This is a genomic window from Streptomyces sp. DvalAA-14 (genome assembly GCF_900091855.1).
Taxonomy (GTDB): Bacteria; Actinomycetota; Actinomycetes; order Streptomycetales; family Streptomycetaceae; genus Actinacidiphila.
The window spans coordinates 1-14429 of record NZ_FMCH01000058.1 but is presented as its reverse complement, the minus strand read 5'-3'; the positions used below and the strand labels follow the sequence as shown (position 1 = coordinate 14429).

General features: G+C 73.1%; 11 protein-coding genes. 7 read left to right on the top strand and 4 right to left on the bottom strand.

What is annotated here, in order from left to right; translation table 11 throughout:
* The first annotated feature begins 160 nt into the window (after positions 1-160).
* On the top strand, positions 161-1384 hold the full coding sequence (locus GA0115240_RS02715) for an acyl-CoA dehydrogenase family protein (protein ID WP_093735035.1): 1224 nt from the start codon (positions 161-163) through the stop codon (positions 1382-1384).
* Positions 1381-2544, top strand: a complete 1164-nt coding sequence (locus GA0115240_RS02710) for an acyl-CoA dehydrogenase family protein (protein ID WP_093735034.1) — start codon at positions 1381-1383, stop codon at positions 2542-2544. The genes GA0115240_RS02715 and GA0115240_RS02710 overlap by 4 nt, the downstream gene beginning before the upstream one ends.
* Here the strand turns inward: GA0115240_RS02710 and GA0115240_RS02705 are convergent.
* Positions 2535-3560, bottom strand: coding sequence for a LacI family DNA-binding transcriptional regulator (locus GA0115240_RS02705; protein WP_093735033.1), 1026 nt, complete (start codon positions 3558-3560; stop codon positions 2535-2537). The two genes, GA0115240_RS02710 and GA0115240_RS02705, sit on opposite strands and share 10 nt — an antisense overlap.
* A 180-nt stretch (positions 3561-3740) precedes the next feature.
* Between GA0115240_RS02705 and GA0115240_RS02700 the strand changes: the two genes are divergently transcribed.
* The 5 genes from GA0115240_RS02700 to GA0115240_RS02680 all read left to right on the top strand — a co-directional run bounded on the left by GA0115240_RS02700 (position 3741) and on the right by GA0115240_RS02680 (position 10050).
* Positions 3741-5042 carry an ABC transporter substrate-binding protein gene (locus tag GA0115240_RS02700; protein ID WP_093735032.1) on the top strand — a complete coding sequence of 434 codons (1302 nt, stop codon included), beginning with the start codon at positions 3741-3743 and terminating at the stop codon, positions 5040-5042.
* A 13-nt stretch (positions 5043-5055) separates the two neighbouring features.
* Positions 5056-6006 (top strand): carbohydrate ABC transporter permease, encoded by a 951-nt coding sequence (locus GA0115240_RS02695; protein ID WP_093735031.1) that lies wholly within the window; start codon positions 5056-5058, stop codon positions 6004-6006.
* Positions 6006-6872, top strand: a complete 867-nt coding sequence (locus GA0115240_RS02690) for a carbohydrate ABC transporter permease (RefSeq protein ID WP_093735030.1) — start codon at positions 6006-6008, stop codon at positions 6870-6872. Before GA0115240_RS02695 ends, GA0115240_RS02690 begins: the two co-directional genes overlap by 1 nt.
* Positions 6869-9250 (top strand): beta-xylosidase/alpha-l-arabinosidase, encoded by a 2382-nt coding sequence (locus GA0115240_RS02685; protein ID WP_370673260.1) that lies wholly within the window; start codon positions 6869-6871, stop codon positions 9248-9250. The genes GA0115240_RS02690 and GA0115240_RS02685 overlap by 4 nt, the downstream gene beginning before the upstream one ends.
* A 221-nt stretch (positions 9251-9471) precedes the next feature.
* Positions 9472-10050 carry a hypothetical protein gene (locus GA0115240_RS02680; protein WP_141708696.1) on the top strand — a complete coding sequence of 193 codons (579 nt, stop codon included), beginning with the start codon at positions 9472-9474 and terminating at the stop codon, positions 10048-10050.
* A 37-nt stretch (positions 10051-10087) separates the two neighbouring features.
* Here GA0115240_RS02680 and GA0115240_RS02675 read toward each other — a convergent pair whose 3' ends face one another.
* The 3 genes from GA0115240_RS02675 to cobT all read right to left on the bottom strand — a co-directional run.
* Positions 10088-10891, bottom strand: coding sequence for a TrmH family RNA methyltransferase (locus GA0115240_RS02675; RefSeq protein ID WP_093735028.1), 804 nt, complete (start codon positions 10889-10891; stop codon positions 10088-10090).
* On the bottom strand, positions 10884-12116 hold the full coding sequence (cobA, locus tag GA0115240_RS02670; RefSeq protein WP_093735027.1) for a uroporphyrinogen-III C-methyltransferase: 1233 nt from the start codon (positions 12114-12116) through the stop codon (positions 10884-10886). Before cobA ends, GA0115240_RS02675 begins: the two co-directional genes overlap by 8 nt.
* A 437-nt stretch (positions 12117-12553) precedes the next feature.
* Positions 12554-14429 (bottom strand): nicotinate-nucleotide--dimethylbenzimidazole phosphoribosyltransferase (cobT, locus tag GA0115240_RS02665; protein WP_237554547.1); only part of this gene is annotated, 1876 nt, incomplete at its 5' end.

The window sequence follows — 14429 nt, the reverse complement described above, 5'->3', positions numbered from 1 at the left end:
GCCCGGGAAGAACCGGCAACCCCGCCGGGGGGCGGATTGGTGTGCCTCGTGGGCGGTTGCTCGGGCCGTGGGGGCCCGTGGGCTTTTTTTTGGGGGGCGATGTCGGTTACGTTTCCAAGCGCTTGCTTAGTGAGTGCTCGGTGGCGGAGAGGGCGTGGGTATGGCGAGGGAGAAGGACGGCGCGCGGGGCGGCGGGGAGGGTGAGGTGCGGGAGCGGGTCGGGGTGCTGCTGGCGGCGGGGGATCCGGCGGCCGGGGATCCGCTGGACTTTCTGCGGGCGCAGTTCGACGCCGGGCTGGCCTGGGTGCACTTCCCGGTCGGGCTCGGCGGCCTGGGGGCGCCGCGCGCGTTGCAGGCCGTGGTGGACGCGGAGCTGGCGGCCGTCGGGGCGCCGGACAACGACCCGCGGCGGATCGGTATCGGCCTGGGCATGGCCGCGCCCACCATCCTGCGCTACGGCACCGACGAGCAGAAGCGGCGTTTTCTGCGGCCGCTGTGGACCGGCGAGGAGGTCTGGTGCCAGCTCTTCAGCGAGCCCGGCGCCGGCTCGGACCTGGCGGGGCTGCGCACCCGGGCCGTCCGCGAGGGGACGGGCGGGGACGCGGGCGACTGGATCGTGGACGGCCAGAAGGTGTGGACGTCCAGCGCCCACAACGCCCGCTGGGCCATCCTGATCGCCCGCACCGACCCGGACCTGCCCAAGCACCAGGGCATCACGTATTTCGTCTGCGACATGACCGACCCGGGGGTCGAGGTCAGGCCGTTGCGGCAGATCACCGGTGAGGCGGAGTTCAACGAGGTCTTCCTGACCGGGGTCCGGATCCCCGACGCGCACCGGCTGGGCGCGGTCGGCGACGGCTGGCGGGTCGCGCAGGCCACGCTGATGAACGAGCGGGTGGCGATCGGCGGCCGTCCGCTGCCGCGTGAGGGCGGGATGATCGGGCCGGCCGCCGCGGTGTGGCGGGCGCGGCCCGAACTGCGAACGCCCGAGCTGCACGACCGGCTGCTGGGCCTGTGGGTGGAGTCGGAGGTGGCCCGGCTGAGCGCCGAGCGGGTCCGCCAGCAGCTCGCGGTCGGCGCCCCCGGGCCCGAGGGCTCGGGGCTGAAGCTGGCCTTCGCCGGGCTCAACCAGCGGATCAGCGGCCTGGAGGTGGAGCTGCTCGGCGAGGAGGGCCTGCGCTACGGCGACTGGACGATGGTCCGTCCGCAGAGCGTGGACTTCTACGGCCGGGACGCGGGCTACCGCTATCTGCGGGCCAAGGGGAACTCGATCGAGGGCGGCACCTCGGAGATCCTGCGCAACATCATCGCCGAGCGGGTGCTGGCGCTGCCGGCCGAACCGCGTACCGACAAGGACGTCGCGTGGAAGGACCTCCCCCGATGACCGCTCCGACCGCCAGTTCCGCGACCGGTGCCGCGTCCGCTCCGGTCAACCTGCTCTACACCGACGTGGAGGACGACCTGCGCGCCGCGGTCCGCTCCGTGCTGGCGCACCGCTGCCCGCCGGCCGCGGTGCTCGGCCGGATCGAGAGCGCCGAGCCCTACGACCCGGGTCTGTGGCGGGTGCTCGCCGCCGAACTCGGGTTGGCCGGGCTGCTCGTGCCGGAGAAGCTGGGCGGCCAGGGCGCCTCCGCGCGGGAGGCCGCGGTCGTGCTGGAGGAGCTGGGCGCGGCGGTGGCGCCGACGCCGTTCCTCGGCAGCGCGGTGCTGGCCACCTCGGCGCTGCTCCGCTGCGACACCCAGGAGGCGGGGGTCGCCGCGCTGCTCGGGCGGCTGGCGGCGGGGACGGCCGCGGCGGCGCTCGCCGTACCGCTGTCCATGGCGCCGGGGGACCCCTTCCCGGGCGGCGTACGGGCGGACGCCGACGGTCGGTTGACGGGTACGGCCACCAGCGTCGCGGACGCTTTCGCGGCCGATGTGCTGGTGGTGCCGGCCGTCGGCCCCGAGGGGCCCGGGCTGTACGAGGTGGCCGCGTCCGCCGCGGTGATCGGGCGCTTCGGCGCGCTGGACCTGACGCGGCCGCCGGTGGATGTGCGCTTCGAGGCGGCGGCCGGCCGCCGGCTCGCGGCGGCGGACCCGGTGGCCGCGCTGGACTCGGCGCTGCTGACCGGCGCGGGCCTGCTGGCCTCCGAGCAGTTGGGGGTGGCCCAGTGGTGCCTGGACGAGACCGTGCGCTATCTGGGCGAGCGGCGTCAGTTCGGGCGTGTCGTGGGCTCCTTCCAGGCGCTGAAGCACCGGCTGGCGGACCTGTGGCTGGAGGTGGTCAGCGCCCGGGCGGCGGCGCGCGCCGCCGCCGACGCGGTGGCCGGCGGCTCGCCGGACGCGGCCGTCGCGGTACGGGTGGCACAGGCGTATGTGAGCGGGGTCGCGGTGCGCGCGGCCGAGGAGGCGGTCCAGCTGCACGGCGGGATCGGCATGACCTGGGAGCACCCACTGCACCTGTACCTCAAGCGGGCGAAGGCCGACGCGATCGCGCTGGGCACGCCGGGCCGCCACCGGGCGGCGCTCGCCGGCCTGGTGGATCTGGCGCCGGCTCAGGTGTGAGAGGCGGGCGGGGGGGCGGTGCTCTTCCTGACCACCAGGCTGGTGGCCAGCTCGATCCGGGTGGTCGTCCGCTCCCCCGCCTGCAGCCGCAGCAGCATCTCGGCCGCCGCCTCGGCCATTCTGCGCAGCGGCTGGTGGATGGTGGTCAGGGCCGGCCGGGACCATTTCGCGACCGCCACGTCGTCGTAGCCGACCACTGACAGGTCCTCGGGCGTCCGCAGTCCGCTGGCGCCCGCCGCCTCGAGTACGCCGATGGCCTGCAGGTCGCTGCCGGCGAAGATGGCGGTGGGCCGGTCGGCGCGCCGCAGCATCCGCAGCGCGCGTTCGTAGCCGCCCTCGACGTGGAAGTCGCCGTGCGCGATGAGGCCGGGGTCGATCTCGAGTCCGGCGCTGGTCATCGCGGACCGGAAGCCGTCCAGCCGGGCCAGCGAGCACATCATGTCCTCGGGCCCGGTGATGATGCCGATCCGGCGGTGCCCGCGCTCGATCAGGTGGCGGGTGGCGGCCAGCCCGCCGGACCAGTTGGCCGAGCCGACCGAGGGGACGTCGGGTTCGGGGTCGCCGGCCGGGTCGATGATGACGAACGGGATGGACCGGGACCGCAACTGCTGCTTGTACTCCTCCAGCAGCGAGGAGAACACCAGGATCACCCCCAGCGGGCGGCGCCGCAGGGCCCCTTCGATCCACTCCGGCCCGGGTGAGTGGCGGGTGCCGCTCTGGGTGAGGATCACGCTGGCCCCGTTGTCCTTGGCGACCTTTTCGACCCCGAGGATCAGCTCCATCGCCCAGATCGCGTCGAGTTCGTGGAAGACGATCTCGATCAGCGGGACTTCCGGGGCGGTTCGCGCCGTCCGGCGGTAGCCGTGCGCCTCCAGCAGTTGCTCGACCTTCTGCCGGGTGGGCCGGGAGACATCCTGGCGTCCGTTGAGGACTTTCGAAACTGTCGAGACCGAGACGCCCGCGTTTTCGGCGACCTGGGCCAGGGTCACCCGGCTCGCCGCTTCGTCTTCTTCCATGACCGACAGCGTACGGCAGCGGGCGTAGACGCAGTTGGCTGCGGGTGGGCGCAGGCCGCTCGCCAGGAGTAACGCTTTGATAACTCCGGACCCGAGGGTTGACCCCTCCAGGACCGGACCCTAGCGTCACAGCGCAGAACATTTCGGCAACGACGTCGAAACATTTCGAAAGGCGGGGCTATGAAGAAGCACGTATGGCACTCCCGCGCCGTGGCCGGAGGGGTGACGCTCGCGCTCGGGCTGTCCCTGGCCGCCTGCGGCGGCGGCAGCTCCGGCGGCAGCGGCTCCGGCAGCTTCCACGTCCTCGTCTACGGGGACGCCACCAACAAGGTGGAGAAGCAGATCGTCGCCACCTTCAACAAGACCTCCAAGGTCAAGGCGATCCTGGACACCATTCCGGGCGCCGACTACCAGCAGAAGCTCCAGACGATCATCAACACCAAGCAGGCCCCCGACGTCTTCTTCAACTGGGGCGGCGGCAGCATCCAGCCCTTCGTCAAGGCCGGACTGCTGCTGCCGCTGGACGGCTTCATCGCCAAGGACCCCGCGCTCAAGTCGGACTTCCTGCCGTCGGTGTTCAACACCGCGGTGATCGGCGGCAAGTCGTACGGCATCCCGATGCGCGGCACCCAGCCGGTGCTGCTGTTCAGCAACAAGAAGGTGCTCGCCGACGCCGGCGTCACCGAGCCGAAGACCTGGGACGACCTGCTGGCGGCCGTCAAGGCCCTGAAGGCCAAGGGCGTCACCCCGATCGCGCTCGGCGGCGGCGACCAGTGGCCGACACAGATGTGGTACGAGTACGTCTTCGACCGGGTGGCCGGCCCCGGACTGTTCGAGAAGGCCCTGTCCGGCGACACGAGCGTCTGGGACAGCCCGGACAGCCGCAAGTCGCTGACGATGCTCAAGCAGCTCGTCGACGCCGGCGCGTTCGGCAGTGCCTACGACTCGGTGAAGTTCACCGACGGCGGCTCCCCCGCGCTGCTGGCGGCCGGCAAGGCCGGCTTCGAACTGATGGGCTCCTGGGAGTACTCCACCCAGCAGGACGCCAGCCCCGACTTCGCCAAGACCGACCTCGGCTACGGCTCCTTCCCGACCGTCACCGGCGGCAAGGGCGACCCGAACGACATCGTCGGCAACACCAACAACTTCTACTCGGTGCTGAAGAAGACCAAGTACCCGGACGCGGTGGCCCAGTTCCTCAAGCTGCAGTCCTCGGACGAGTTCGTGAAGGCGCAGTTGGCCATCGGCAACCTGCCGACCACCACCAACACGGTGAACTTCCTCGACACCGCGGCCAGCCCGGACTACTCCAAGTACCAGTTCAACCTGGTCAAGCAGGCGCCGTCGTTCCAGCTGTCGTGGGACCAGGCCTACCCGCCGTCGGCCACCACCGCCATCCACCAGGCCGTGCAGGAGTTCTTCGACGGCAAGCTCGACGCCGACGGCTTCATCAAGGCCATGCAGGCCCTGCCGTCCTCATGAGCCGGGAACCACGATGACCCTCACCAAGTCCCCGGCGGACCCCGCGTCCGCCAGCCCCGAACCGCGGCGCCGGCCCACCCGCCGGACCGGCGCCGCGGTGACCCGCCCCGGCTTCGCCTGGGCGGTCCCGGCCACCGTGTTCTTCACGCTGTTCGCCGTCGTCCCGCTGGTGCTGGTCGCGGTGCTGTCCTTCACCAGCTGGGACGGCCTGAGCGCGCCGAGGTTCACCGGCTTCGACAACTTCACCGCCCTGGCGCACGACCCGGTGATGATCCAGAGCCTGTGGCTGAGCCTGCTCATCACGGTGCTGGGCGTGGCGGTGCAGACCCCGCTGAGCCTGCTGCTCGGGGTGTGGGCGGCCGGCAGGCAGCGCAACCGGGCGGTGCTGTCGGCGGTCTACTTCGTCCCGCTGCTGCTGTCGGCGACCGCGGTGTCCGTGCTGTGGCGGGCCCTGCTCGACCCCAACTTCGGGGTGCCGTCGCAGGCCCGCTGGCTCTTCGGCGACGGCAATCTGCTCGGCATGCGGAGCGGGGCCATCGGGGTGCTCGTCTTCGTCGGCGCCTGGCAGTACACCCCGTTCCACACCCTGATCTACCAGGGCGCGGCACGCGCGATCCCCCAAGTCCTCTACCAGGCGGCGCAGATCGACGGCGCCGGCACCGTACGGCAGTTCTTCCACATCACGCTGCCGCAGCTGCGCAACACCATGATCACCTCGATGATCCTGATGGTCGTCGGGGGCCTGACCACCTTCGACACGGTGCTGATCCTCACCCAGGGCGGCCCCGGTACGGACACCACCATCAGCGCCTACTACATGTACCAAAAGGCCTTCAAGAGCTTCGACTTCGGCAGCGGCTCGGCGATCGCGCTGGTGCTGGTCGTCGTCGCCACGATCATCTCGCTGATCGTCGTACGGGTCTCCCACTACGACGACATGCGCAGCACGGCGGAGGGACTGTGATGACCGCGCAGACCGCGCCGGAAGCACGGCCGGCCGGCCGCCGTCGCCGCCGGAACCGTCCCAACTACCTCGCCGGGCTCGGCTCGTTGGTCTGGCTCTTCCTGGTCGGGCTGCCGCTGTACGTGATGCTCGCGGCGACCTTGCAGAGCCGCGCCGACTACACGGCGAACGGCCCGCTGGCCTTCCCGAAGCACTTCACCTTCCACAACTACTCGGCCGACTTCTCCAACGGCTTCGGCCGCTACTTCCTCAACACCGTGCTGGTCACCGCGGCGGTGGTGGCCATCGTGCTGCTGCTGGTGCCGCCGCTGTCCTACGCCATCGTGCGCAGCCGGGGCAAGCTCACCACCGGGGTCTTCCGGCTGTTCCTGCTCGGGCTCGCCATCCCGGCGCAGGCGGTGATCGTGCCGATGTTCTACGTGATCAGCAAGGCCGGTCTCTACGACAACCTGATCGGCGTGATCCTGCCGACCGCCGCGTTCTCACTGCCGGTGTGCGCGCTGATCCTGACCGGCGTGATGCGGGACATCACGCCGGATCTGTACGAGGCGATGGCGGTGGACGGGGCCGCGCCCTGGCGGGTGTTCTTCCAGCTGGTGGTGCCGCTGTCCAAGGGCGGGCTGTCCACCATCGTGGTCTTCTCCGCACTCCAGGCGTGGAACGGCTTCCTGTTCCCGCTGGTGCTCACCCAGTCCGAGTCGACGAAGGTGATCACGCTGGGCCTGTACAACTTCCAGACCGAGCACGCCGTCGACATCCCCGGCCTGCTGGCCGCGGTGGTGCTGTCGATGCTGCCCATTCTCATCGTCTACCTGTTCGCCCGCCGCGCCCTGGTCCAAGGGCTGATGGGCGTCGGAGGAAAGTGACCGACACCGTGGTCGAAGAGACAGATTCCGCCGCTCCCGCCTGGCGCGACCGCGCCCTGGAGCCGGCCGCCCGGGCCGACGCGCTGATCGCCGCGATGACCCTGCCGGAGAAGATCGCGCAGCTGTTCGGCGTGTGGGTGGGCGCCTCCGACGAAGGCGGCGAAGTCGCCCCCTACCAGCACGAGATGGAGGAGCCCGTCACGCTGGAGTCGCTGCTGCCGCAGGGACTCGGCCAGCTCACCCGGCCGTTCGGCACCGCGCCGGTCGATCCGGCGCTGGGCGCATTGTCGTTGCTGCGCACCCAGCGGCGGATCGCCGCCGCCAACCGCTTCGGCATCCCGGCCCTGGCCCACGAGGAGTGCCTGGCCGGTTTCGCCGCCTGGGGGGCCACTGCCTACCCGGTGCCGCTGTCCTGGGGCGCCACCTTCCATCCGGCGCTGATCCGCCGGATGGCGGAGCGCATCGGCCGCGACATGCGCTCGGTAGGCGTGCACCAGGGCCTCGCCCCGGTGCTCGACGTGGTGCGCGACGCCCGCTGGGGCCGCGTCGAGGAGACCATGGGCGAGGACCCGTACCTGGTCGGCACCGTCGGCACCGCCTACGTCCAGGGCCTCGAATCCGCCGGTGTTGTGGCCACCTTGAAGCATTTCGCCGGCTATTCCGCCTCCCGGGCAGGCCGCAATCTCGCCCCGGTGGGCATGGGCGAGCGGGAGCGGGCCGACGTCATGCTGCCCCCGTTCGAGATGGCGGTACGCGAAGGGGGCGCGCGCTCGGTGATGCACGCCTACACCGACACCGACGGGGTGCCGGCCGCGGCCGACGAGCGCCTGCTGACCGGCCTGCTCCGGGACACCTGGGGCTTTTCCGGGACGGTCGTCGCCGACTACTTCGGCATCGCGTTCCTCAAGACCCTGCACGGGGTGGCGGGCACCCTCGGGGAGGCGGCCGGCGTGGCGCTCCGCGCGGGCGTCGACGTCGAACTGCCCACCGTCAAGGCCTTCGGGGAGCCGCTGCTGAAGGCGGCGGCGGACGGCGAGGTGGACGAGGGGCTGATCGACCGGGCGCTGCGACGGGTCCTGACGCAGAAGGCCGAACTGGGTCTGCTCGACGCCGATTGGGACCCGGTGCCGGCCGCGCTGGCCGGCGCCGACCTGACGGACCCGCGATCGCTGCGCGGCAGCGTCGAGCTGGACAGCGCCGCCAACCGGGACCTGGCCCGGCAGGTCGCCGAGCAGAGCATCGTGCTGCTCGCCAACAACGGCGCGCTGCCGCTGGACCGCCCGGCCCGGATCGCGCTGATCGGCCCCAACTCCCAGGCCCCGAAGGCCGTTCTGGGCTGCTACGCCTTCCCCGTGCACGTGGGCGGCCAGCACCCGGACGTGCCCGCCGGGATCGGACTGCCCACGCTGCGCGACGCGTTGGCCGCCGAATTCCCCGGCAGCGAGCTGGTCACCGCGGCCGGTGCCGGCATCGACGACACCGGCACCGACGGCTTCACGGCGGCCACCGAACTGGCCCGTACGGCCGACGTGGTCGTCCTCGCGCTCGGCGACCGGGCCGGACTCTTCGGCCGCGGCACCAGCGGCGAGGGCTGCGACACCGAGTCGCTGACCCTGCCCGGCGTGCAACAGGGCCTGCTCGACGCCTTGCTGGACACCGGCGTCCCGGTGGTGGTGACGCTGCTGGCCGGGCGGCCCTACGCGCTGGGCCGCGCGGTGACCGAGGCCGCGGCGATCGTGCAGTCCTTCTTCCCCGGGCAGGAGGGCACCGGGGCCATCGCCGGCGTCCTCAGCGGGCGGGTGAACCCCTCGGGGCGGCTGCCGGTGAGTGTGCCGATGAGGCCCGGCGTCCAGCCGTCCACCTACCTCGCGGCCCGGCTCGGCCAGTCCAGCGAGGTGTCCAGCATCGACCCCACCGCCGCGTTCGGCTTCGGGCACGGGCTGACGTACACCACCTTCCGCTGGACGGATCTCGACGTCGAGGACCTGCGGACCGGCACGGACGGCGAGATACGGCTGGCGTTCACGGTGCGCAACACCGGTGAGCGCGACGGCACCGAGGTGGCGCAGCTCTATCTGCACGACCCGGTGGCCTCGGTGGTGCAGCCCGTGCAGCGGCTGATCGGCTACCAGCGGCTGGACCTGGCGGCCGGCGAAGCGGCCAGGGTCCGGGTGCGGGTCCCGGCCGACCTGGCCGGCTTCACCGGCCGTGACGGCCACCGCATCGTGGAACCGGGCGAGTTGGAGCTGCGGCTGGGCTCGTCGTCCACCGATCCCCGGCTGACGGTGATCGCGACGCTCACCGGGCCGGTGCGCCGGCTGGACCACACCCGGCGCCTGCACGCGGAGTTCACGAGGGAGGCGCCGGGGGCGAGTTGACGCCGGGCGGCGGGGCGGCGCACGGGCACGTCACCCGATGTTCGCCTGCCGTAATGCGGCGGAAACACCTGCTTGATGTCCTGTAACGGTAGGAAACCGCCCTCGACGGCGGGCCGTCGGGCGCACGCGCCCGCTCGGCGGGCCCGGATGATCCGACGGCCCCGGCCCACCCGCGTCGAGCCGTCGTGACGGCGGTCCGCCGGAAGCAGGAGGCCGCCCCGATGGTGTCCGACAGAACGTCAGCAGCGCGGACCGATGACGAGCAGCAGCCGGCGGTGCGCTGCTTCGTCAGCGTCGAGCGCTACGAGGTGCCGCGGACGCGGCCCTCCCCGGGGCGGGAATTCGACGGCCGGGCGCCGGCGCTGTCCCTCGCCGTGCACACCCCCTCGGGTGACGTCGTTCTGCGCGCCACCGAGGGCGCCGCCCGGCCGGAGGGCCGCCAGGTGCTGGACGAGCACTTCGTCGTCAACGCCGACGCCCACCACGAACAGCGCTGGCTGGACTGTGCCGATCTGCTCCTCGGCAGCCGGGCCCGGCCCGTCGGCGACGCGATCGGCTGGCTGCGCGCGATCAGCGCCGGGCGCGCCGCCTGCCGGATGGCGGCGGTACCGCTGGCCAAGGGCGGCTGGGCGGTGCTCGACACCGCCCGGCAGCAAGTGACGCTGCTGCCGGTCACCACGCCCCGGGGGCAGTGGTTATGGCCCTCCTGCCTGCTCGGGTGGCTGACGGCCGGTGGTTCGCTGCACGAACTGATGTCGGCGAAGCCGGCCTACCACTCCCCGGCCGCACAGGGCAGCTGACTGCCGCAGCGGTCAGCCACGGCCGCGCGGGGGATGTTCATGGCCGCGTGACGTAGAAGGCCAGCGCCGAAGCGGCGGCCACATTCAGGGAGTCCACGCCCCCGGCCATCGGAATGCGGACCCACAGGTCCGCCGCGCCCAACGCGGCCTCGGACAGGCCGTCGCCCTCGGTGCCGAGCAACAGCGCGAGTTTCTCCTCGCGGCGGGCGGCGAGTTCGTCCAGGGTGATCGACTTCTCGGCGAGGCACAGGGCCGCGGTCACGAATCCGTGCCGGCGCAGCAGGTGCAGGTCGGCCGGCCAGGATTCCAGCCGGGTCCACGGCACCTGGAAGACACTGCCCATCGAGACCTTCACCGCCCGCCGGTAGAGGGGATCGGCGCAGCGCGGGGTCAGCAGGACCGCGTCGATGCCGAGGGCGGCGGCATTGCGGAAGGCGGCGCCGAGATTCGCGTGGTCGACGGTGTCCTCGAAGACGGCGATCCGGCGGGCGCCGCCGAGCAGTTCGGCCGGGACGGGCAGCGGCCGGCGCGCCATGGAGGCCAGCGCCCCGCGATGGACGTGATAGCCGGTGACCTGCTCGGCCAGCGCGGGATCGACCAGGTAGACGGGCGCGGTCGCCGCCTCGATGACGTCCCGCATCACGTCGAGCCACTTCGCGGACAGCAGCATCGAGCGCATGCCGTAGCCCGCGGCGGCAGCCCGCCGGATGACCTTCTCGCCCTCAGCGATGAACAGTCCCTCGGCGGGTTCGCGGCGCCGCCGCAGCTCCACATCGGTGAGCGAGGTGTAGTCGGCCAGCCGCGGGTCCTGCGGATCATCCAGGACCACCGGCTCAGCCACGGCCGGCCACCGCCCGGCCCACTCCCACCACGTCGCCGACGACGATGACGGCCGGCGGGCGGATGCCCTCGGCCAGGACCGTCGCGGCGACGGTCGCGAGCGTGGCGTCCACCCGGCGCTGCGCGGCGGTGGTGCCCTCCTGCACGACCGCGACCAGGGTGTCGGCGCCCCGGCCGCCCGCGATGAGCGTCTCGGCGATGGCGCCGATCCGTTCCACGGCCATCAGCAGCACGAGGGTGCCGCGGAGGCGGGCCAGCGCCGACCAGTCCACCAGCGAGCGCGGGTCGTCGGGTGCGACATGGCCGCTGACCACGGTGAACTCGTGCGCGACTCCCCGGTGGGTGACCGGGATGCCGGCCGCGCCGGGCACGCTGATGGAGCTGGAGATGCCGGGGACGACGGTGACCGCGATGCCCGCCTCGGTGAGCGCCTCGGCCTCCTCCATGCCCCGCCCGAAGACGTAGGGGTCGCCGCCCTTGAGCCGCACCACGGCCTTGCCGGCCCTGGCGTGCTCGATCAGCGCGGCGTTGATGGCCTCCTGCGCCATGGCCCGGCCGTACGGGATCTTCGCCGCGTCGATCACCTCGACGTGCGGCGGCAGTTCGTCCAGCAGGTCGCGCGGGCCGAGCCGATCGGCGATCACCACGTCGGCCTCGGCGAGCAGGCGCCGGCCGCGCACGGTGATCAGGTCGGGGTCGCCGGGGCCGCCGCCGACCAGCGCCACGCCCGCGGTGCGGGTCCGGTGCTGCGGCGCGACCAGGGTGCCGTCCCGCAGCCCGGCGATCACCGCGTCCCGCACGGCCGCCGAACGGCGCGGGTCCCGCCCGGTGAGGACGGCGACGGTCACGCCGTCGGTGCGCCCGGTCGCGGGCGTCCAGGCGGTGGCGGCCTCGGCGTCGTCGCTGCGGACGCACCACACCCGGCGGGACTCGGCCTCGGCGGAGGCGGCGGCGTTCGCGGCGGCGTCGGTGGTGGCGATCAGCGCGTACCACGCGCCGTCGAGGTCCCCGTCCCGATACGGCCGCCGCTCCCACCGCACTTCGCCGGCCGCGGCCATCGCCTCGACCGAGGGCGTCACCGACGGCGACACCAGCACGATGTCGGCTCCCGCCGAAACCAGCGCCGGCAACCGCCGCTGCGCCACCTGCCCGCCCCCGAGCACCACCACCCGCCGCCCGGCCAGCCGCAGCCCTACCGGGTACGCGGGCCCGTCGTGCGACTGCATCCGCGGCTCCTCACCATCGTCGTCCCCCAGCGGTCGTTTTTTCCTCCGCCGCCAGCCACTCCCCCGACACACTTCCCGCCCCCACATTACGGCCGCCCCGCCCCCTGACCTCGCCCCCGCGCCGCGTGGGACGCCCGGGCCGGGGGCCCCGCCCCCGTCCGCGGCCGCCATCCGGTGTCGCGGGACGCGGGCTCCGACGCGGCCACCGGCGCGCCCTGCGCCGGACAGCTGCCCGGGCCCCGCAGGGGGATCAGCCGCATTCGCCCGCCCACCCGCCGCCGGCCGTACGAATGCCCGGCCGCCATGCCGGCACCCGGCGCACCCGGCGTCGAACACCGGCCGGGACGCGACCGCCCGCGACCCGGCCCGACACCGCCGTGTCCCCGCGGCGGCGGGCGGTCCCGGGACCGGCGGGTGCGGGTGCCGGCCGGGCCGGGCTAGGCCTTTTCGGTGACGCCTGCCGCGTCGAAGGTGGCGACCTCGTGCATGACGCGGGCCGCGCTCTGGACGAGGGGGAGAGCGAGGAGGGCGCCGGTGCCCTCGCCGAGGCGGAGGTCGAGGTCGACGAGCGGGCGCAGGCCGAGGGTGGTGAGGGCGGCGACGTGGCCCGGTTCGGCGCTGCGGTGCCCGGCGATGCACGCGGCCAGGACTTCCGGGGCGATGGCGCGGGCGACCAGGGCCGCCGCCCCGGCGCTGACGCCGTCGAGGATCACCGGGGTGCGCAGCGCCGCCGCGCCCAGCAGGAAACCGACCAGTGCCGCGTGTTCGAGCCCGCCGAACGCGGCGAGGACGCTGATCGGGTCCAGCGGATCGGGCCGGTGCAGTTCGAGACCGCGGCGGACGACCTCGATCTTGCGGGCGTGCATCTCGTCGTTGATCCCGGTCCCGCGGCCGGTGACCTCCGCCGGGTCGACCCCGGTGTAGACGGCGATCAGTGCGGCCGAGGCCGTGGTGTTGGCGATGCCCATCTCGCCGGTGAGCAGCGCCTTGTTACCCGCTGCGACCAGATCGCGGGCCGTCTCGATGCCGATCTCGATCGCCCGCAGCGCGTCTTCCCGGCTCATCGCCGGGCCCGCCGTGAAGTCAGCGGTGCCCAGCCGTACCTTGCGCGGCAACAGCCCCGGTGTGGTGGGCAGTTCGGAGGCGACGCCGACATCGACGACGCACACCTCCGCGCCGACCTGATTGGCGAAGGCATTGCAGACCGCCCCGCCGCCCAGGAAGTTGGCGACCATCTGCGCGGTGACCTCCTGCGGCCACGAGGTCACGCCCTGGGCGTGCACCCCGTGGTCGCCGGCGAAGATCGCCACTGCCGCGGGCTCGGGGATCGGCGGCGGGCACTGCCGGGACAGCCCGCTGAGCTGCGCGGAGATGATCTCCAGCATGCCCAGCGCGCCGGCCGGCTTCGTCATCCGCTTCTGCCGCTCCCACGCCTCGCCGAGCGCCTTGGCGTCCAGCGGGCGGATGCCGCGCAGCGTCTCCTCCAGCAGGTCCTGCGGCTCCTCGCCGGGCAGCGCCCGGTTGCCGTACTCCTCGTCGTGCACGACCCAGGACAGCGGGCGGCGCTGGGACCAGCCGGCCTGCGCCAGCTCCGGCTCGTCCGGGAACTCGTCGACGTACCCGACGCAGAGGTAGGCGACCACCTCCAGGTGCTCGGGCAGGCCGAGTTCGGCGACCATCTGGCGCTCGTCGAAGAAGCTGACCCAGCCGACGCCGAGCCCTTCGGCGCGGGCGGCGAGCCACAGGTTCTCCACGGCCAGCGCCGAGGAGTAGGGCGCCATCTGCGGCTGGGTGTGCCGGCCGAGGGTGTGCCGGCCGCCGCGGGTGGGGTCGGCGGTGACGACGATGTTGACCGGGGTGTCGAGGATCGCCTCGATCTTCAGCTCGCGGAACTGCCGGGCCCGGGCCTTGGGCAGCGACTTGGCGTACGCCTCGCGCTGGTGCATGGCCAGTTCGTGCATCTTCTCGCGGGTCTTCTCGGAGCGGATGACCACGAAGTCCCAGGGCTGCGAGTGCCCGACGCTGGGCGCGGTGTGCGCTGCCTCCAGGACGCGCAGCAGCACGTCGTGCGGGATCGGGTCGGACCGGAAGCCGTTGCGGATGTCCCGGCGCTCGCGGATCACCCGGTGGACGGCGTCCCGCACCGCGGGCTCGTACGGCTCGGCCGCGGCGCCCGGCTCCTCTTCGTACGGTGCCTCGGCCGGCGCGGCTGTCCCGGCGTCCGCCGGGGGCGGTCCCTCCGGGTCGGCGGCCGCGGCCTCCTCGGCCGGGGCGGCGCGCCGGCGGCGGCCCTTGCCGGCCTCGGCCACGGCT

What these genes read in the sequence shown, in the direction of transcription:
- GA0115240_RS02715 (WP_093735035.1), top strand. Translation starts at nt 161, where the DNA reads ATGGCGAGGGAGAAGGACGGCGCGCGGGGCGGCGGGGAGGGTGAGGTG.
- GA0115240_RS02710 (WP_093735034.1), top strand. Translation starts at nt 1,381, where the DNA reads ATGACCGCTCCGACCGCCAGTTCCGCGACCGGTGCCGCGTCCGCTCCG.
- GA0115240_RS02705 (WP_093735033.1), bottom strand. Translation starts at nt 3,560, where the DNA reads ATGGAAGAAGACGAAGCGGCGAGCCGGGTGACCCTGGCCCAGGTCGCC.
- GA0115240_RS02700 (WP_093735032.1), top strand. Translation starts at nt 3,741, where the DNA reads ATGAAGAAGCACGTATGGCACTCCCGCGCCGTGGCCGGAGGGGTGACG.
- GA0115240_RS02695 (WP_093735031.1), top strand. Translation starts at nt 5,056, where the DNA reads ATGACCCTCACCAAGTCCCCGGCGGACCCCGCGTCCGCCAGCCCCGAA.
- GA0115240_RS02690 (WP_093735030.1), top strand. Translation starts at nt 6,006, where the DNA reads ATGACCGCGCAGACCGCGCCGGAAGCACGGCCGGCCGGCCGCCGTCGC.
- GA0115240_RS02680 (WP_141708696.1), top strand. Translation starts at nt 9,472, where the DNA reads ATGGTGTCCGACAGAACGTCAGCAGCGCGGACCGATGACGAGCAGCAG.
- cobA (WP_093735027.1), bottom strand. Translation starts at nt 12,116, where the DNA reads ATGCAGTCGCACGACGGGCCCGCGTACCCGGTAGGGCTGCGGCTGGCC.